The organism is Enterobacter cloacae complex sp., assembly GCF_900322725.1.
Classification (GTDB): Bacteria; Pseudomonadota; Gammaproteobacteria; order Enterobacterales; family Enterobacteriaceae; genus Enterobacter; species Enterobacter quasihormaechei.
Map to the genome: position 1 here is coordinate 264,256 of NZ_LT991958.1, position 19,225 is coordinate 283,480.

At 46.0% G+C, this 19,225-nt stretch carries 21 protein-coding genes; 5 read left to right on the forward strand and 16 right to left on the reverse strand.

The genetic code is table 11. The features are described from left to right. Nucleotides 1–167: 167 nt before the first annotated feature. From DBR02_RS25070 to DBR02_RS25150, 16 genes are all read right to left on the reverse strand, one after another. Nucleotides 168–425, reverse strand: coding sequence for a hypothetical protein (locus tag DBR02_RS25070; RefSeq protein WP_001052325.1), 258 nt, complete (start codon nt 423–425; stop codon nt 168–170). A gap of 65 nt (nt 426–490) precedes the next feature. Continuing rightward, nucleotides 491–817 (reverse strand): hypothetical protein, encoded by a 327-nt coding sequence (locus DBR02_RS25075; RefSeq protein WP_000556022.1) that lies wholly within the window; start codon nt 815–817, stop codon nt 491–493. Nucleotides 818–1,059: 242 nt separating this feature from the next. Beyond that, nucleotides 1,060–1,380: a hypothetical protein gene (locus DBR02_RS25080; RefSeq protein ID WP_000834113.1), complete on the reverse strand. Its 321-nt coding sequence runs from the start codon at nt 1,378–1,380 to the stop codon at nt 1,060–1,062. 294 nt (nt 1,381–1,674) lie between these two features. Next, nucleotides 1,675–2,925 (reverse strand): site-specific DNA-methyltransferase, encoded by a 1,251-nt coding sequence (locus DBR02_RS25085; protein ID WP_000104393.1) that lies wholly within the window; start codon nt 2,923–2,925, stop codon nt 1,675–1,677. A 170-nt stretch (nt 2,926–3,095) separates the two neighbouring features. Next, on the reverse strand, nt 3,096–3,704 hold the full coding sequence (locus DBR02_RS25090; protein ID WP_000833775.1) for a hypothetical protein: 609 nt from the start codon (nt 3,702–3,704) through the stop codon (nt 3,096–3,098). A 155-nt stretch (nt 3,705–3,859) separates the two neighbouring features. After that, entirely contained in the window at nt 3,860–4,117 is a 258-nt protein-coding gene (locus DBR02_RS25095; RefSeq protein WP_107535692.1) for a hypothetical protein, read from the reverse strand. A gap of 64 nt (nt 4,118–4,181) precedes the next feature. Next, a complete protein-coding gene (locus tag DBR02_RS25100) occupies nt 4,182–4,610 on the reverse strand; it encodes a hypothetical protein (protein WP_000069824.1) in 429 nt (142 codons plus the stop codon). Between the two features lie 91 nt (nt 4,611–4,701). After that, the gene (locus tag DBR02_RS25105; protein WP_044704553.1) at nt 4,702–5,079 is read right to left on the reverse strand and encodes a hypothetical protein; all 378 of its coding nucleotides are present in this window, start codon (nt 5,077–5,079) and stop codon (nt 4,702–4,704) included. Between the two features lie 405 nt (nt 5,080–5,484). Further along, nucleotides 5,485–6,630 (reverse strand): hypothetical protein, encoded by a 1,146-nt coding sequence (locus DBR02_RS25110; protein ID WP_000339750.1) that lies wholly within the window; start codon nt 6,628–6,630, stop codon nt 5,485–5,487. Between the two features lie 44 nt (nt 6,631–6,674). Next, complete coding sequence (locus tag DBR02_RS25115; protein ID WP_000581857.1) at nt 6,675–6,971, reverse strand: type II toxin-antitoxin system RelE/ParE family toxin; 297 nt, start codon at nt 6,969–6,971, stop codon at nt 6,675–6,677. A gap of 49 nt (nt 6,972–7,020) precedes the next feature. Beyond that, on the reverse strand, nt 7,021–7,491 hold the full coding sequence (locus DBR02_RS25120; protein WP_000170639.1) for a hypothetical protein: 471 nt from the start codon (nt 7,489–7,491) through the stop codon (nt 7,021–7,023). Between the two features lie 433 nt (nt 7,492–7,924). Further along, nucleotides 7,925–10,315 (reverse strand): Ig-like domain-containing protein, encoded by a 2,391-nt coding sequence (locus tag DBR02_RS25125; protein ID WP_000694552.1) that lies wholly within the window; start codon nt 10,313–10,315, stop codon nt 7,925–7,927. Nucleotides 10,316–10,716: 401 nt separating this feature from the next. Continuing rightward, on the reverse strand, nt 10,717–10,968 hold the full coding sequence (locus DBR02_RS25130; RefSeq protein ID WP_000115760.1) for a hypothetical protein: 252 nt from the start codon (nt 10,966–10,968) through the stop codon (nt 10,717–10,719). A gap of 32 nt (nt 10,969–11,000) precedes the next feature. Then, on the reverse strand, nt 11,001–11,189 hold the full coding sequence (locus DBR02_RS25135) for a hypothetical protein (RefSeq protein ID WP_001107529.1): 189 nt from the start codon (nt 11,187–11,189) through the stop codon (nt 11,001–11,003). Nucleotides 11,190–11,425: 236 nt separating this feature from the next. Next, on the reverse strand, nt 11,426–11,857 hold the full coding sequence (locus DBR02_RS25145) for a hypothetical protein (RefSeq protein ID WP_001251242.1): 432 nt from the start codon (nt 11,855–11,857) through the stop codon (nt 11,426–11,428). 103 nt (nt 11,858–11,960) lie between these two features. Continuing rightward, nucleotides 11,961–12,476 (reverse strand): hypothetical protein, encoded by a 516-nt coding sequence (locus DBR02_RS25150; RefSeq protein WP_012695482.1) that lies wholly within the window; start codon nt 12,474–12,476, stop codon nt 11,961–11,963. Nucleotides 12,477–12,807: 331 nt separating this feature from the next. On the opposite strand from DBR02_RS25150, the gene DBR02_RS25155 reads away from it, so the two are divergent. The 5 genes from DBR02_RS25155 to DBR02_RS25175 all read left to right on the forward strand — a co-directional run bounded on the left by DBR02_RS25155 (nt 12,808) and on the right by DBR02_RS25175 (nt 18,287). Next, nucleotides 12,808–13,572 (forward strand): hypothetical protein, encoded by a 765-nt coding sequence (locus tag DBR02_RS25155; protein WP_000277498.1) that lies wholly within the window; start codon nt 12,808–12,810, stop codon nt 13,570–13,572. An 80-nt stretch (nt 13,573–13,652) separates the two neighbouring features. After that, nucleotides 13,653–14,414 (forward strand): methyltransferase, encoded by a 762-nt coding sequence (locus tag DBR02_RS25160; protein WP_001447802.1) that lies wholly within the window; start codon nt 13,653–13,655, stop codon nt 14,412–14,414. Between the two features lie 93 nt (nt 14,415–14,507). Further along, nucleotides 14,508–14,771 carry a hypothetical protein gene (locus tag DBR02_RS25165; protein WP_000149862.1) on the forward strand — a complete coding sequence of 88 codons (264 nt, stop codon included), beginning with the start codon at nt 14,508–14,510 and terminating at the stop codon, nt 14,769–14,771. Between the two features lie 43 nt (nt 14,772–14,814). Beyond that, nucleotides 14,815–15,402, forward strand: a complete 588-nt coding sequence (locus DBR02_RS25170; RefSeq protein WP_000491820.1) for a hypothetical protein — start codon at nt 14,815–14,817, stop codon at nt 15,400–15,402. Between the two features lie 464 nt (nt 15,403–15,866). Next, the gene (locus DBR02_RS25175; RefSeq protein WP_000681217.1) at nt 15,867–18,287 is read left to right on the forward strand and encodes an Ig-like domain-containing protein; all 2,421 of its coding nucleotides are present in this window, start codon (nt 15,867–15,869) and stop codon (nt 18,285–18,287) included. Nucleotides 18,288–19,225: the final 938 nt, after the last annotated feature.

Consider the following 19,225-nt stretch of genomic DNA (forward strand, 5'->3'; position numbering starts at 1 on the left):
CCAACTAATAACCTGAAGGCGTTTTTTTAGAAAAAATATTAAGAAGAAGAATATGAACACTACCTCATCTTAAATTAATATCATTCAGGATTAATATTCATTTTTTGCAAATAAAAACCGCCAGACGGCGGCTTTTATAAAGAGGGAAATATCATTGGAAGTTGAAATTACTTCACGGCAGGCCGACAAATTACGCGACTGCTGTGAGCTGAAGCGAAACTTGTAGAGGAAACTATAATCACCTTTTCTAAGTCGTCGGCACTGTCAGCAATATGATGCCGGAAAGCCTCCTCTGCATCACCAGGGGAGTCGGCTTCGACCAGGTAGGCCTGATCATCATCATCAAACATAATGCGCCCGGAAATGAGATAAAGTCGGCTCAAATCTGGCGTTGCTGCGCTCGTGCTTCGTTCGTTCAGATTCATTTTTTCTCCGTCTGTTGCTCGTAAAAAGAATGACGCCGGTTTAAAAGGCGTCGCCAGGGTTCGGGCTAAAACGCAGGGTTGCCATCGAGGAAGCTCATTGGCTGGCCAATAGCGGATGCCACCCTGAGAATTTCACCTGGTGTGGCATAACGCAGCATTTCAGAGCGTCCAAATTTCTGATACTCATCTACTGACATCTTTCTCCACTCTGGGTGAGGATCTTTTCCGCACAGTGACCAGTTGCTTTCAGAGGAATCACGACGGAGAACGTACACATCAAGCGAGGCTGTAAGCCCACTTCCATATCCCCGCTGCGCTACAATACGAACCTGAGAACCATCGTCGCGTTGCAACGTCTGGGTTAATTTCGTGATAGGATCCTGAGAATGCATGCCATTTACCTCGTTTTCAAAAGATTTACCGTAAGTAAATGATACCGAATCGAGAATTCTGGCTAATAGGTCAGAAGAAAAAATAATGAATATTTTTGAAGTGTAGGATAATGATTAGAATAAAATGGCCTGAATAAATCGCTAGCGGTTAAATCCGCTTATTTCAGAGAAGCTCTGATTTAGTAGTTAGGGAAAACGATGCGGTGAAAAGTAACTTTTACACCGCAATTCAGAAAAAAGTTTCAATTAGTCACATTACGAATAACCCGGCTTACTTTCGCATGTGCGTTCCCCTGGATGTTAAAGTAAAGCCCCTCAGGCAGACTCGTCGCCCACTTAACTCCTCGCTCAGCCATACGCTTCGGTGTTTCCAGCCAACCACGAGGAATATTGCCCGTAACGTCACCGATAACCCGTGAAATGCATGCTGCTACCCGGATGCCGCCGGGAATATCGCATTCGGATTCAACAATATGCATAACCTCAAATAAAGCACCATGCCGCTGGACATGATCGCCAATGTGCAACTCGATAGGAGAAACCATTTCTGTATCTGACTTCATATCTGTCCACCTTTAATTTAGAAACCGTCTAAATTACCAATATAGTTAATGTACCGGATGTTAATTCAACAAGTTCTGTATCACAACCATCAGTTTTTTTTGTTGGGTCTATATCGGAGAAACAAGTGAATATTGAATACACTCGTTAATACAGACAACCGGAAATGAATGGCACCCTAATTATCTCTGCGGCGTATGCTAAGCCGTTAATATTGTCATTTTATGGTAGAAACAATGCAAAATGAATAAACCGCTTGTCGCTTCAAACCACTTTATCAAAACCGTTAACTTGCATTAAGCCCGATACAGTTCGGCGAGCTCGTCCAGCATGGGGTTACTCTTATATCCCGGTGCGGCCGTAAAAAGGTTTCGGGAAATCGCCAGCCATTCCATGATTTTGTCCGTCGCCAGCCAACGTCTGCCAAGTCGCTCGGCTGCGATGGGAACTTTATGCAGGCCAGCGAAGGGATCTACAACAAGATCTCCCGGCTCTGTCAAAAACTCAATCAGAAACGCTGCAAGCCTGGTAGGAGACGTTGCACCATGCAGCGGAAAACCTAGCTCGCGGGCAATGGAATGGCAAAATCTCGTATCAGCGCAGCTATTGCCGTAAAACAAAGTATTTTTGGGGATCGTTCCTTCTGTTTTATTTCCAAAGGATCCGCTTTTAAGCTGGTACGCCCCATCACCATAAAAGGTCGTGCGATTTTCACCGCCTGCTGCCTGCAATTTAAGATGCTGCTCTGAATGCGGTTGCAGTACACGTAAGTTGTTTGAACGAACCTTACTCGCATCATTGGTAAACCACAGCACAGGCTCATACGATGAGCAGAGCTGCACTCGTTGCTTACATGCCCAGTGCGTTGGCGATGGGGGCTTACTGCGATTCACCCACTGAAGCCTGTCCATGAGCTCAAGCCCCAGCTTGTCACATAATGCCAGTGTCAGACGCTCCAGATACAGAGAACGTGAAGGCCTGCCCCTATTAAAGCTATCTTGAGTGATATTCAATGCCACACTTGCGCCGGGTACAAGCTGTTTCACGATCGGTTCGAGGATACGCAGAAGCCAGTCAATATAAACCTGCTCGCCACGCCCCCCGCCATGCCCGTAGTCTCTTGAATTTCGAAGGAGGTAAGGCGGCGAGGTCAGGCAAAGATGAATTTGCTCTGTGATATTGCTGAAGAAGGCATAGGCGTTTCCAAAAACCGATGCCCCAAGAGAAGTTGAGAAACCGACAACACAGAGCTTTTCCCATGACTCGTGTAGGTTTGTTTTCGTCTTAGAGGAGTATCTCCAGACGCCCCGTTTTTCTGGAACGCGTTCGATGACTCCGGCCTGCCGAAGAGTCTGCTGAAACCAGCGTACTTTGTGTTTGACGCCGCTGGTTCTGGTTTTATCTGACCCAAATTCTTTCAGTTCGTGCAATTCGGCATCCGACATGCCAGTTTCACGCTGCACTTCGCGATAAAGCTCGTCGTTGCTCAACGGCAATTCGGAGGCTGCGTAGATCCGTGCAATTAAATCCGTAGAAATCGTGCTCATCAGCCATCCTTAATGGAGATGCAGTTTAAATATCGGCCTGATGGTTGGAAGGGGGATTACTAAATCAAACCGATCTGTTTATTTATAGGCTTTGTCAGGTCATGCAGCACAGCTGGGCATGCGCAAAGAGACCCAGTCTTCTTTAGCGGAGACACCTTCAAAAGTTGTACTCAATCAGCCCCAAGATTTTGAAACTCAATGTGCTTTTGCTCACACTCCTCCCTGCCCCACGAGCCCTGCCATTCACAGATGTCCCGGTACTTAATTTCCAGCTTATCCATCTGTGAGAGGTTAGCTGTTGCGAAGTCTGGCCATATGTCGTGCCAGCATGCGTTGTACGTGACGCCTGCTGGTGGGCAATACATCATTGCATCAGCATGGATAATTTCAACGCGAGGATCGTTTGCAAACGAGGCCGCAACGAGGTTAATAACGTCCTGTTCTTTTTCAATTACTGTTACATGGGTTACATCTTCTTTTTGAAGAATGGCGTGAAGCACCATCCCCAGACCAAGACCATTAATGAGCACGCGCCCGGTGGCTCGCTCTAAAAAATCCTGGCAGGTTCTGATCTCCATCGGGGTATTGGACATCACCACATCCCAGCCGTTGGACAAACGCCGATATCTACCGGGCGGGATAAACTCGTCTGTATTACCTGTATACTCGGCACGAAGGGCGAGGCTCATCGCCTTATCTGCGGTAATTTCGAATGTGTCCAGTTTCCAGGTTCCGGACGTGCCGTCTTTAACGGGTAAATCAGAAAAGCAGCTCTTCATCAAGGCAACCAAAATTCCAGTAATGTTGTTACGCTGAACCTATCACAAACCTGCTCTTAATACAGTTATCAGGAGTGACAGCGATCTTTGAGGAATCGTTTAAATCACGGGCATCCTGTAGCGGACGCCCGATATTTAATCAAATGTCGCAGGTGTTAAAGGAAGCGTTGCAAAGTTGCAACGTCTTCTGGAGCAACCTCCACGCAGCTCCTGACACTGTAGTGATTTTCGCCGTTGTAGTCGTAAACCCCACCGTCTTCAAAACTCAGCTGTTCAAGCTCGCCATGGCACTCTGAAATGAGTGCCGTCTGGCAAGCATTTTTCTCACAATCGCTGACGAGTAACCGAACATAGCTATTCTCATGGTCGCCGTTTCGGTTCTTGATTTTAACGATAAAGTGTTTTTCAGACATTTGTGCCTCCAGCACAGTTTGAGGTTAATTTAGCGTTGCCCCGGCTCACCGGGGCAAGAATAAATCAACCCTTAATGAAACTGTGCCCCCAGGTGTTAGGCTTAAATGCCTGCTCTTTGATATATGTTTTCATTACCTTGCAGGTTTTTTTCAGGGCTTTGGTATTGGCATCGGTTACTGAGATAAAATGGCGAGAATAACGGTTTTCCCGGTATTGCTTATCAGCGTTTGGGTCAATTGCTTCGCTTTGCAGGAGTCCTTCGTGCCTGCCAATTACTATTACGTAGTTCATTTCACCTGAAACACGATCCGTGAGTAATTGAATGGAAATATCAGTCGCTCGCGTGGCCTGGCTAGCAGAAATTTTTGCATGTAAGAAAGCTCCCTTTCGAAAGTTGGCCGGAGTCAAACCTGTAATATCCTCGGTGCTAAAATTAAGTGAAGATAGAGTTGAAAATAAATCACAGCTAATGACTTCAGTATTATTAGACATAACCCGGCTCCGCTCATATTCATGTTAAGGTAATTATATCAGGTTGATAGCATTACCTAATAACTTGGTGGCAAAAAGTTGTGGTTTTTGATTAACTAAAATTGATGTTCTCAATACTGCTCAAGAATTCTTTCTTTACACCCGGAGTAAAAGGTATACGTTCAATGTATTTATAAAGCGTCGCAAAGGTTTTGGTTTCAATGTTTCGTGAAATAACATCATCAATCGGGTCTTCGAACATATTAATAAAAACATCAATATGCTGCTCTCCGCTTTCTGAAGCTAAAGAGAGAATACAGACCACTTCAATGTAGCGGTTATCCTGCTCTGCAATGAACAACCAGTGCCCTTCGTTAAAGGCTGGTGCAGCACTGAAGCGTTTTACAATAATTTCTGAAAGAGCATATCCTGCCTGATCCAACAGATTAATAAAGTTGAGTTGAGTTGAAACCACGTCTAACGCTTTCATAAAACCTCCTTTTCATCTGTACTTATTATACTGTTACCCATCCCCCCAGCTAATAACCTCCCAGCAAACTTTCAAAAAAAATACCACCTTTAATTAGAATTGAACACATCCTTTTTAAATAACAAAAAGGATTATGAAACCCACAATGTTTGTGATGTGCCACCAAGGAAAAGTAACTTTTATGTGCTCATAAATCTTATTTCGTATTCACTTTCCTTTGTCTTTCGGTCGTAGATTATCAGGGGAAGCATAAGAAGAATATGTGAGGTTTAAGCAAATGCGGTGATCGGGCATTATAATTTGGTGAGGCTATTATAAGTGGATAAAGATAGTCGTAGGTATAGGATCAGGTTAAATTGCATTTTCCCGGTTGCCTTCCCTGGCCTACCGGTTTCAGCTCAGATACTAAGACCAGCGGTAATACTTAAAATATTCCTCATTTGCAGCTATAAACTCCCTCAAACCGTTCATTAATCCCTTCTCAAACGCTGTCACGATAAACCGGTAACCGTCCAGTGTTTCAATGTAGTAAATACCGCCTGGTGTAATTCCAACATGCAACACCTCGGCTGTCATCATAAACTGGCCTTCCGGAAAATCATGCGAAAGGTAAATGAAACCAGTAGTGGCCGATGCGGGTGTGGCATTCACTAAGACCCCGTTAAACTGCTGCCCGTGCCTCGCCGGTACAAGCTCACTTCCCCTGGTTGACTTATCAAGCAGCCTCTTAACATCTTTTTCTTCTTTTAACGAGGTATAGACCCGCACATCACTGTCATCACCTGGGCGAGAGCCGGTGCCAACATGAGCAAGACGACGGTAAGCACTGCGCATATTAACGTGGCAGGATGCCCCTGCTCTACCCTGAAGCCTTACGCCAAAGTCTTCGCAAAGTAACAAAATCTGACGTAGCTGGTTTTCATGCACGGACGCTGAGAGTGAAAGATTGAAACAGGAAAAGGTCAGTTCTAAAACCTTTTCGCGTTTGTCATTGAAATGAGCTTCCAGCCTGATGACTGGCTTTTCCGACATTGCAAAAGCTTTGTCCGTTACTCTGTACCGGCATTCATCTCCGAAACATTCTTTAACAACGCTGGCTATGACCGTGTCGTGTTCTCCATCTTCCGGAGCTGGCACAAAGATTTCAAATTGTGCCGGTGTATCCGGCTCAAGCAGAACGGGATAGAGACGCGGAGAATTAAGCAAAGCGCATTCAGAATTAATGAGCTTAACCCAGGCGCTTTTGTCGTCCGGATCCTTAAGCTGCTGTCCAAGGTTATCGCAAAAGTCAACTATCTGACGGGTATGCTCATCCGTGACTGCACAGATCAGGTTAAGACCATGCGTGGCCATACGCAGTTCCCGGGTTCGGGACTGGGAATTGATCGACCAGGGGTTAAGTGAAAGCGAAATAGGGCTTATGGAAGGGACGACCGTCTCATTCTGCAAATCTGTAAGCTGGCAGTTCGCAGTAGGCTTCGGGGAAAGGGTACTAAATATGTAACTTGCCTGTTGTTTAGTACTGGCCTGGATATAAAACATCGCGTCCATGCTTGTATCCCGGGATGAAATTGAAAATAGCTTCATTTTTAACCTTAATGGATGAGCGATTTATAGTCATGTGCAGACAAATGAACATTATGTGCGCCATCATTCCATTCAAAGAATAATCGATACTTAGAGTTTACTCGAATGGAGGAATAACGGTTTGACGTCATTCTTAAGCGTTCATAACGCAAGCTGTTGGATAATAACTCCCGCTCACTCTGGACATTATCCAGCGTTTCAAGTCGACACAGAATCGCGTTAATAATTTCAGAAGGAATACCTGCCGTTGTTTTTCCATTACGGAAGAACTTTTCAAGCCGTCTGTCTTTAAATGAATGGATCATAGTTCCTCCGTAATAATTGACCTTAAAATTAAATTAAAAGGGCTTTGAATTAATGAATACCTAAAATGCGGGCGGCAACTGCCAGCTGCTTATCACTTAACTGACGCTGGTGGGTTAAAGAAGACTTAAGGCTTTCCAGAAAATTATTACTACTGGATTGTTGGGTGATTGCATCAACCATTTTTTGATGAGACCTGCACCATGCTGTGAACGCAGAACTGTGGGCGCTTTCAGTCCTTAAACGCTCGTCTTGCAGGGATGCTGACACTTTGCGGGCAGCTTGCGCATTAATGCGGTACAGCGCATTCAGCGTGTAAGCAGTACGGGTCGTTTCGAGGCTGTAACCCGTGGCTTTACAAGCCATACAGCGACTTCTATAAAAATGCTTACGCTCTCCCCGCCCATTGCATTTATCGCAAACAATACGAAAAGTATATTCCGCAGTACCTTTTACAGAATCAACACAGCGGATTTTTGCGCTGGAGATTTCAATTCCACTGCGATCATAATATTTGGTCATAATGTGATTCCTCCGGTTAGTTCTGGAGTAATCATGACAGAATGAATCTACTGGCTAATAACCTGAGAGTAAATATTTTAAAAAAACATTGAGAGAGGGGCTGCAAATTTATACACGAAGGATTCAAATATAATTTGTTTAAAAAATTAAGAGCATTCTGAAGTAAAATTGCATCAAAAAGCATTCATGGATAAATCATGTACTGGTGCCAGCGATTTAAACGAGGACATTGTTCCGGTGTAATTACACAGTTTAGCATCATAGATTATAACCAAAAGGAAGGAGTCCTTCCCGTCTCGGGAATATTACTTTCCCGTTTGCAGTTTAAGAGACACTTAATGAGAAAGTAATAATTAAGTCATGCTCAACTCTACATTTTACATTGAGGATGGCGTAACAGGGTACGGCATACTACCGTACCCTTGTGTAGGGTTTATGTTTGAGGGAATTCTATAGTAAATGTGGCCGTGCCAGATTGACCACTTACAGCGGGAGTAACGGGATATGTGCGCTCTTCACCATTACCAAGATCCAGTGACAGCGATTTAGTTTCACCAGGCTGGACCGTAACTCCGGCAACCGTAACGCCGAACTGGGCGTTTTTCTGAACAGTCAGGGTTCCGTTTAACTGTCCGGTAATGATAGAACCGTCCTGACGACGCAACACACTGGTTCGGATGATGGCCAGCGGCGTGTTGTCCGTTGCTTTCAGTGCTACGGCTGTGGCCAGCGTCTTGAGATTATCCAGCATAATCAGGTTAGCTGGCTGGTAGGTAAAATTAAGCGTTTTAGTGGTCCGGTTACCTGATTCGTCAATAGCCAGAGCCTCCAGATGATACATCTGTCCCGATTCGTCAGTATTGGGGAAGATTCTGGGGTATTCAGGAATAAAGACATCCTTGGATAGCGGCGTGAATGCAAGGGTGACCTTTTCAGAGTTAGGTCCACCAGCGAGCTGAAGCGATATCAGGGAAGCATCCCCAGAGGCATCAGTAACGCTTATGCGTAGGTTCTCAAGCCCTTTAACCAGTTTTCCTTCTGCGTCTGCGCCATTAAAGCTGAACGCAATAACCGGAAGCGTTGAGTCAATTTTCAGCGGTGCATTAAGCGTTTTGGTTCCTGTGTTTCCAACAAGATCCGTGGCAGACACGCTAACAACCGTATAATCCCCGTCCGGTAGACCAGCGTATGAGAAAGTGGCGTTTTTGGTTTTATAATCGCTTTCACTGACAGTCACAGGCTTCAGGGTGAAAGTTTCCCCCCGGGCATTTTTAAGGGTGGCTTCGAAAACTTTGGTATCCCAGTAGCTGATGTTCCAGGCGTTGACGCGATCATTATCGGTGGCCGTCATAGTGATTGTCTTGGAGGCCTTGTTTACCTGAGCGACATTAACCACCGGTGGGTTGTTATCCCAGATAACCGTAAAATTACCAGCAAGCGCATCGAATATGCTGTCACCATCTTTTCCCGAGTAAAGATGCAGATACTCAAATCCTTTGTCACTGGTGTAGTTGAAGTTAACCGTCATCTCGCATGAACTTTGTCCGACAGGAATAGTGCAGAACCAGGCTGCATTTTTTACCGTTCTGAACTTTTGCACGTATGGTCGGGGTTCTGCGGTTACCTTTATGCGGCTAATGGTGGCGGTTTTAACGCTGATTGAGGCCTGAGTTAACCACTCACTGGTATCACTCCGGTACATCTCTTTAGCCACTATCTTCGGGGCTATTTCCATCGCCGGGGCTGGAGTGAAGTTGAGGGAGTTATGATGAATTCGTCTTACTCCTCCCGCCAGAGTCTGAAATTCATGATAAGTATCCCCCACATTTGGATATATGTATTTGAAAGTATAGATATTATAAGTGCTATCGGACGTCTGGAAATTCGAGTCCGCCCAGCCATATTTGGAACCGTTAACAGCAGTAAAGTCACTTTTCTTCCTTAATACCCGTACGGAAATAGGGTTCTGGAAGACGGTCATGCCAGACTGATAGGAGACCCATGATCCGGTAGTGGCGTCCTGCACCTGGATGATATCGTCAGGCTTAACCCGATCAATTACGCTTCGGCGGCTTAGTTCGCTCCTGTTTCCCGCTTTGTCATAAAGGTAGATCCCCACTTTATATTCAGAGCGGTTTTCCGGTGCCAGGGCATTGCTGCTTGCGTCGGCGACTTGAACGGTTACGCTACCTTCCACTGTATTAATTTCCGCTGGCTTTTTACGCTCCACTCCAGCGGCATCGGTTATGAAATATTCAGCATTAGCAAGCCCGGAACCTTTATCACTCAGTCCATTAAAGACCAGTGCCTGGACGCTGGCGTACTGCATACCGGCTGGTACTGAAGTGAAGATCGCTTCGCTGCCAAAGTTCCACCCATTTCTCGTATAACTTATGGTACCCGTTGCCGGAGGCGTTCGGTCAATTGCAAGCGGGTAATCCTGCCGGGAGACCTCCTTCCCTTGCAAGTCGGTAATCACCTCTCTGAGGGTGAAGCTATCTTCTCCCATCGCTGGTACGGTCAGAGTCTTGCCGTAATAATCAAAGCCTGTCGAAGATGTGGTACGGTCATCAACGGTAACCAGGCTGCTTTTCGTGCTCCAGATGAGGCTCCCGTCACTTTTCAGCAGACTGAGCGTAATATAACGGTCCAGACCGGAAATAACGGCAACGTCAAAGCTCGTTACCGGATTAATCCATACGGATGCAGGCGATACGGTCTTTTTAACGTTCAGGGTATCTTTAAAGCTGAATTCTGCGATTTCAGCGGAAGCTCCTGCGCTGAAACCTGCAAATGCAATAAGCAGGGCTAGTTTGATTTTCATGGGTTGTCTCCTGATCAGGTTCCCCATGATACTTTTTCAGTGTTCGTGATCTTTTCGGGAAAATAGCTATTTTTGATGTTTTTCTTTTCTGCCCGGCGGGACTTTTTTGTTTACGTGAATGCAACAAAACCAGAAAAGTTACTTTTTGATAGGGTAAAATTAGGTTTCCCTAATTTCCAGAAGCAAGCGAAAGCAGAACTAGCTTAATAGCCATTAAGAACGCCATACCTATTGATAAATAACGCTCCTTACATTTAATGATTTGAGCATTTAAAAATGAATTAGCGAAAGAATTTTGGTTTGCTTTTTATTGCATGAGTAAAACAGTATTAATAATCCGGAGCCATTAGAACGTACTCTAAAGACTCCGGTATACAGATATCTTGCCAGTAAAAATGGCCTTACTCCTCATCATCCCCCAGCGCTTTTTTGATGGCGCGGCGGCGGGCTGCATCACCTACACGATATCCGACTGAATATACGTCATTCAACCGGCGCAGAATAAGATTTATTTCCTCATCCTGAATGTAGGCAGGTAAACACAGAACCACGTCGCCATCTTCATCATAGACTCGAACAACTTCCTTCTGCCCATCTCGCTCGCGAATAATCTGGACATGCTGAACCCTGGTGTATTCTGGGTTTACGCTCATTTTAAGTATCTCTCTGTAATTGTTGTTACCAGTTAGCTATAAGCCGGATAATTCTGGTATTCAGTGTTCTGCACAGCAATCGCCTGCTCGTGGATCATTGACACTGCCAGGCGGGCTTTAACTCGCTTGCTGGTGAGAAAACGCTTCACTTCTTTAAGTTCGCTGCCAGCCGACAGCATATTGAAGACATGCTGTTTGAGACTGTTGTTATTTTTGGCCACTTGTTTCTCCATCATCTTTGTACATGGTTATTTCAGGCTGGCCTGCCAGATCACACACGTTATCCATATGCTTTTGGACCCAGTCTGTTAGACCCAGACCTTCGGCCTTTGCCTGATTGACGTAACGCAGTTTACGTTCAGGGGTAACCCGCATCTGTAGTTGTGCCGTCGCTGGAACCGCCTCTTTCAGGGCGTTAAGGCCCCTCTGATCACGGGCCTGAATTGATGGTTTACCGCTAGGCATCTGATGTATCGCTCTCCCGGCGAGCGGTGGACAGCTCTATTTCTTTTGCGATAGCTTTATCTATGGCATCCAGCTGCATGGCAAACTTGATTTCAAGCGAACAGCGTAATGCCTTCAGGGCGCGTTCTTTGGTGCTGTATTGTGGTATGCCGTTCTGGCTACCATTCATGCCTCGCATGCGGCGGGAGGTTGCATCGACAACCTCTCCCTCTTCCCGTGTGCCGTGAACCGTAGTTCCGCTCCATGTCGGATAAACAGTGCCAGTGGCGGTGTTGAAGCTCCAGCCGTTTTGGTATTCCCCCGAGACCTCTGGTACGGGCATATCGCGTTCAACGCCATAGTCAGACCAGCGTAAAGCGCGGTTTATTCTGGCCTGTGCCACCAGCTCATCATACGCGGCTTGTTCTTTTTTATTCATCGCCATTTAGGGCAATCTCCTTAGAGGGGAATTAGGTGTTATATCGGTACGTAAGTGCTTTTCAGGCCTAATCTCTGACAAGGCCTGATGTGCCAGACTGCCGTTGCATTCACCGTTTTATGGCGGTTGACAGAGCCTCATTAAGAGCCGCAATTAGCTCAGGCGAAGTCGGCTCCAGATTTTTGGAAGCGTTCAGCAGCTCCTGAAGTGAAGAGATTTCCTTTGGCTCCACCTGGTTTGTTTCAGGTGCCGTTTTTTGCACTTCATCCAGTGTACGCTGTGCACCGTTATCCAGCACCAGCACCCCCCCGGCACGAATTTCTGAAATGGTGCGCAACGTATACATCAATTTATCCCAGACACGGCTACCAACCTCGAACCCGGAATCAGCTACTTTTTCTTCATTATGCTTTTGAAAAATTTCTTCTAACCAAGTGGTGAAGCGCTTTCCAAAAGTATTGGCGGCTAAAGAAGTGCAGGAATAAACCTGTTCGACCTGTTTTGTTCCATTTTTATCAGTGAATGTAATGAGACCGATTCGGCCACTGTTAACAGTGTAAAAGCGAGGTTGAAAGCCAGCTTTGAGAAGGTTTTCAATAGCTGAAAAAAAATCTTTTTTGAGCATCGGTTTCAAAATGGTTTTCCTTTTATGCCCGGTGCCGCCGGGGCGGTGGCGTTAAATATACGCCATGTAAGTAAATTAATTTATACCCATTTGATTGTCAATACAAACAAAAAAACAAACCATGTTTATTATTTTATCAACGATGCTATTTTAAAGTCCGTCTAAAATAAAAAACCAAAAAGTTAAATTTGAAGCCGTCCTTCCTAAATTCATTTCTTGCGCATATTAGCACCCTGCTTTAAGTAAATAATTTTTGAAAAAGTTGTCTGGAGGTTATTAGCTCGTGCATCTGGATTGGTAATATAAAGCCAACACAGAAAAGGAAAACAAAATGTATAAATTAGTATCTCCTCGTGAACTGACTGAGATTATTACCGGTTTACTGCTTAAACCTGAACTCCTTGGTGAGCTGGACTCACCAGAAAAGCATCGGATGTTTATGGCAGATTTAGGCCGCGTGGTGGCCGAACATTGTGGAGGTCTGGTAAACAGCGTCGTCTTGCCAGGAACAGAAGTTACAGTGTCGGATGGGTTACCGCTTAATGGCCAGCCGGTACGTTATCTCGGAATCAAAGAGAACATCCCTCACCTCCTTGTAGAGCCTGATGCTTCCTTACCTTCGCTCGCTAAAAACGTCTGGATGTATGCAGATCCTGAAGGCTGGAAAGAACATTTTGGAGCTGAGGAAGACTGCCTTACTCCTGAAATGATGCAGCTGTTCCGTAAAGGTATCCAGGCTCTTCAGAAAGAGCATGACACCCCTGAAATTAGCCTCACACTTCAGGACTGGCGCCTGGAGGAGGAAACACTGCCAGAAGAGGACAGTCAGGCCTATCAGGTCAGCGTTACCGGCCAACATAACATCCACTGTGAAGTTGTTAACAAGGAAGGTAACCCCTGTTTTGGTGTCATGTTCGAAATCGATCAGGGTGTGCCTGCCTTACACATCAACACCGGCGGGGATATGTTGCTCCACATTCATTGCGCCCATAACGGACTCGTTCTGACCCCTGATGCAAGCGGTCAGCGATTTGATAAGGCTCCCGTTGACCGCTTCTCTTATAACAGCCCATCCCTGCTGTTGTCTGCCGACTAACCAAGGCCAAATCTGAATTGTCCCGTTTAAGTAACCAACCCGCTGCCGCCAGGCGGGTAAATCCTCTTAATGGAGTTTTAATGCAAATCTCAACTGAAGTTCTGAACGTCTTATCTCGCTGCCGTGCTGAAGGGAACTTTCTTTTCCTGGCCGACCAGCTCGACCGCAGCATTTATGTTAAGACAAACAAAGTGCTCGAAGCCGCCGGTGGCAAATGGAACCGAAAAGAGCAGGCACATATTTTTACGGCGGATGCAGCTGAGCGTATCGAGCAAATCATTCTGACAGGTTCGGTTGACATCCCACGAGATCTGTTCAATTTCTTCCCTACACCTGAGAATTTAGTCACAGATATGGTTCTACGCGCTGAACCAGCTGCCGGGGAGCGTGTACTGGAGCCAGAGTTTGGTGATGGCCGCATTCTGAAAGCCTTAAAACTGGCGGCTCCGGATGCATTGATTACCGGGATCGAATTGAACGATGAGCGATTCCTTGCAGTGAAGAACGATAGTGTCCTTAGCACAGGAGTCGAGCTGGTGCATACCGACTTTCTTGGGTACCAGCCCGATGAAACTTTTGATGTTATCGTTATGAATCCACCATTCCTTAAACGCTCTGACGTTAAACATGTCATGCATGCCATCGCAATGCTCGCTAAGCGAGGTCGCTTACAGGCCATTCTGTCAGCTGGGGTATTGTTCCGGGAAGACACACTGACAAAAGCGCTCAGGGAGCGAGTCAAACAACTTGGCGGACAAATTTCGCCTCTTCCGGATGATACATTTAGGGAGTCCGGAACAAAGGTCAAAACAGCCCGCCTTGAAATTGATCTTCGCCGCTAACTGACAAGCAACCGGAAAGAAATCTTAATACGAGTAGCCGGTTAAAGTTACCTGACCGGCTTAACTGACTAAATCAATAAAGAGTGAACAGAAATGACGCATACTGCCGTTTCTCAGGCTAATAGTGCTTTGCAGCTACCCACGGTGGAGCATGTCTACGCTCTTCTGAAAGCAAATTGTAAACCTGACCGCTTTGACGGGCGTGACGGACCCGTGTGGGGCCAGGAATACTCGTGGAATCTGGCAAAAGATCGCTTACAGGATCTGGAGAAATACGGTAAGGCATATGTCTCCCGTCATGAAGACCGTATGGGGGAAGGATTTAGTTTTGGTCCTGACCTGTTAATTATTCGCTAACGCTCCTAATGCCTGATGATATGGTAAGCACAACTGGAAAAATATGTTTTCAAAGCCTATGACCACTTTCACACCAGAACGTATTGAACAAATTTTGGAATTTGCCGAGGGTAGTAACCCAAGCGAAGCAATGAGTCTCAGAGCTGACGAAGTTGCTGTACTGGCACGTATTGGAAAGGCAGTTATGTCGATTGCGCCTGTTTATCAGTGCGAGTTTTGCCACCATGACGCAACCGGGCAACTTCAGTGGCACTGGGAAGATGTGAACAAAGCTTTTTATGATAAATACGATCCAGACAGACGCGGAAGACGTCGAATCCTCTATACCGCCCCGCCGATGCCTTTAGTTTCGGCTGACCTGCTTAACATGGCTTCATCTGCTATTGAAGACTTGCTCACTAACAAAGACAGAAGTGGTGCGGGAATGTGGAATGACATTCCAGAACAGCTACGACGCGCAGCAGAACTGGTAATGGATAATAGCCGGGCCGCTGAAACAGAAGCGATGCTGATGCGTCTTTATGTAGAATGTGACACAGGTGAGCGCAGGGGCAACGGCACTCAATCTGGCGTAGCAATGCCTTCTTGGCAAACCGTTGAAGAGGCACGTGTGTTGCTAGGGGTGAAATGATGCAGTTCTCGCCAGGGCAGTTTGTAATTCACAACAAGAAGCGCCTTGCGGAACGAAGGTAGACGTACTGACTGAGGTTCACTCCCCTCTCGACTGGTGGCGTAATGCCGCCAGGTTTTGATTCATATATGCCGTCCGTTAACGCATTTATATCTGACATACCTAATTTATCCTGATTCTTTTTTACACAAAGTAAAAGCATCACTTAATGCGATATGTGGATGCCGATAGTTTCAGGCTAATGTTATAAGTTTTGCAATCGTTGCCAGTTTGGACACCACAGAAATGTCAGATGTAATTCCAAAAAGAAAGATTTCCGTCCTGAACGCACAATAAGGTTTGTCGAAAGGCAAATTATAGATTTGTAATTTCGAGCACCATATGGAGAAGTTTTTTATACTTTTACGAACATAGTGACCTTTAGGAAAAGCTTAAAATAACACCAAACCTAAAGGGGAATAAGAATGAAACATCTCGCTTTTATTACTGCTGTAGCCGGACTCGGTATGTCTGTTCAGGCCCCAGCTCAGATATATGAATCGGCCTTTAAAGACACGAACGGTATTGAGATCCACGCCCCGTCTTCTCGTCTTATGCTTAATCCGGCATCACCGGTAACTTTGACACTTATTTCAGGTCTTGATCGTTTCGTTAATGTCAAAGTCACGAAAGACACTGGAACTGTCATTCTTAATACTACGACTACACGGACGGGTGTATCAGACCGACTAACAGCTGCTGACGGTAGTGAGTTCTACGGCAAAAAAGTAACTTTGCCTGCTTTGGGTGAAGGCAAATTTGTCGTTCAGATAAACGTGTTAGATCTCAATCAGAAGCCTGTAGCGACCTATAACTATAACTGGCTAATTGATGTCACCCCTCCAGCGGCAAATGCTCTTACCGCTAATACTGGTTCTGGCTCTACCGCTGGTGACGTGTGGAAGCTTGGATTAGAGGCAACGGGGCAGTATGACTTCACCTCTTCGGGCGTAAGTGATGCAAATGGTATTGATAAGGGCCTAATATATATTTACAGGCAGGACGGTAGCCTCTACAGCACTACACAGATGCAGTATGACGTATCCGGCCAAAAGATGTACCACACTTACTCTAAGAATTCAGTTAAGGGAACCGGAATACCAGACAGCAACCTGGATGAAGACTTTACTGCAAAAGTTGTTATCTTCGATAACGCAGGTAATAGCCGAACGCTGCCAACTCAAAAATTTCGCTACGACAACACGCTGGGTGAGATGACACTGTGGGCCGTTCATGATCCAAATACGTCTTCCAGCGTCGTACCCGGGGTTTCTAATTATCCGGCTTACAAAGCCGGTATGGTCGTTAACGAAAACCCTATTCGATTAGTCTACCGGATCCCAAAATCTAACTACCGTGCTTATTCAGAAGGTGGGCTTCAGTTCATCAATCAATATTCCGCCCCCAAAGAGATAGCTGTAGACAGCACTTATGCTTATGTTGAAATGACTCTTCCCTATGGCTCAATTAATGGGGATATGGCTCGTATGGCGAACTTTGGCCAGTGGGGAGGGTATTATCCGTCATACAGCCTCGTTCTAAACCCATCTGCAAACCAAACGCCTGCATTTGCGGGTACCTGGGTAGATTTCCTCGATGATAAGGGGAACTGGGTTAAGTGGAAGGATTTTGAGAGTGTGGCTTCATCACGACTGCCAATTAAAATTTCCCGACTTCGTTTTAACGTTGAAGCCCGGCCCTTTGCACAAGAGATCGGCGGTAAGGCGACCTGCACCATTCCGGCAGGAAAAACCTCGTGTGAAGCGCCTGAGACGTTTGATATGGCCTTGGGTACCCAGGGCTACAATAGGATCCTTTACTTCGTTCGCAGCATCAGCAATCCCATTTTGCGGTCTGAGCAATGGATTATGACACGCTGGAACAATAAACAACTGCCGGTAATAAACTCGATATCATATGACGAGACTAACAAGCAGCTGGATGTACTGGCGTCACTTGAAGGCGATGGTAACTGGTTCGACTCGGTCTCATTGAGGGAATTTTATCTTTCCGATAAGAACACCGGTACCCGGATGTCACCCACAGGCGTAATCAAATCTCGTATCTCAGGTAACTACACGATTGCTTATGATTTATCCCGTCAGTCTGAAGGAAAATACAACGTTGAGGTCAACATCAGGGACTTCTTCCAGAACCAGACCAATAAAACTTTCGGAGAAATTGCTCTGGATAACACTCCTCCGACAGTGGCCATAACATTCGACGGAAAGCCGGTAAAAGACGATACGGTAGTGTACGGCCTGGAGAACCTCAGGATCGCTCTGGCAGATAATCTGACAACCCCGAGGATAACCCGTCTTCAGCTCGTAGGTGGCCCCACAGCTGATAACGTTGAGCTTACGTGGTCACCGGCAGGCAAAGATACATACATGCCTGAGTATCCGAGGCTGTTCCCAAATTTCGAACCATCTGAAAATTATTCAATTAGCGTAACAGTTGCCGATAGTCAGTCGAATACCAAAACCTATACTCAGAAGTTCAGTTATCTACCGAATAACCTTGTGCAGTTACATAATCTACGCACATTATCGGTCAGTTCGCCTCTCAAAACGACAGATGGCGTACCCCTTGCGTACCTGTCCACTAACGTTCTGCGTAAGACAAATGGAGAAATTGCTAAAGGGGTCCAGAACGCAACGCTGACTGTGCGGAAGGATGCAGCCTTCGGTATTAAATTTAACGGGGCACAGGCGGCTCCAGGTGAGTCAGTTGAGGTGCAAATAGATATGGGCCAGGGGGATAATCTTCTGTTACCCGTTTATCCTTCCGAAAATGGGAAAGTTGGCACCTCAGAATTCATGATTCAGATCGACGAGTTGAAGTAACTACCCGGAGCCGACAGTAAAACTGACGGCTTCAATTTTACTGCCCTCCTTGACTCCGATCAGCCAGTACGTCTTCAGAGATTCGCAAGGAAGAACCGAAAGAAAAGTTACTTTAATCGTACGTTTCCAGCGATGCTTTTAAAAGACAATGCACACTCGTTGATTACGACAATGGGAGTGAGTGTCGAAACCCTTGAGTAAGGATACCCGGTAAATATACAGCCCCGGGGATCCTCTTCCTTCAACCGGGGATGACAACGGTAGTGAGTCCGGCAACTCACTCCCGTTGTCACTTCTCTGACATATCGTCATACGAGCTTACTCAAGTGCATCCACAAAGATGGGATCGTTTTGAATCTAAACTGGTACTGGTTAGCCAGTCACTTGCATCTATTCCCCCGTCGATACTTAAGTGACAATTGTAGTGATCTGCAATACTGGTGTCTCAGAAACACTGACGACGGTAGAGACTCAATACCCTAACCCCTGACAACAGGAGTGAGCTTAGAGGTGTTACGCTGCTGTCACTTAATGCTTGGGAATTGCCTGACTCACAACCATTGTCATCCGGAGCTACTGATTAACGTTGAACCGCTGGACTTTAATGACAGTGGTAGTGATGGATAGGCTCATTTCCATTGTCGTCATTTTATCGGACAAGCCTCTTCGTCCTACAGGTTTAAGCTGACAATGGTAGTGATTGGATGATCTCACTACTGTTGTCACTCAGTTCTTTGAGCGGACCCTTCCCTCGGTTGGTCGGCATTAACAACGGTAGTGACTCGATTGGCTCACTGCCATTGTCATCGTGTAAATGACGTACCTTATCAGCTCAGCTGAAAGCAATGACAACGGAAGTGACTCTAATTGCTCACTGCCATTGTCGTCGTGTCTATTGAGAGCCTTATCAGTGCACCTGAAAAGCAATGACAACGGTA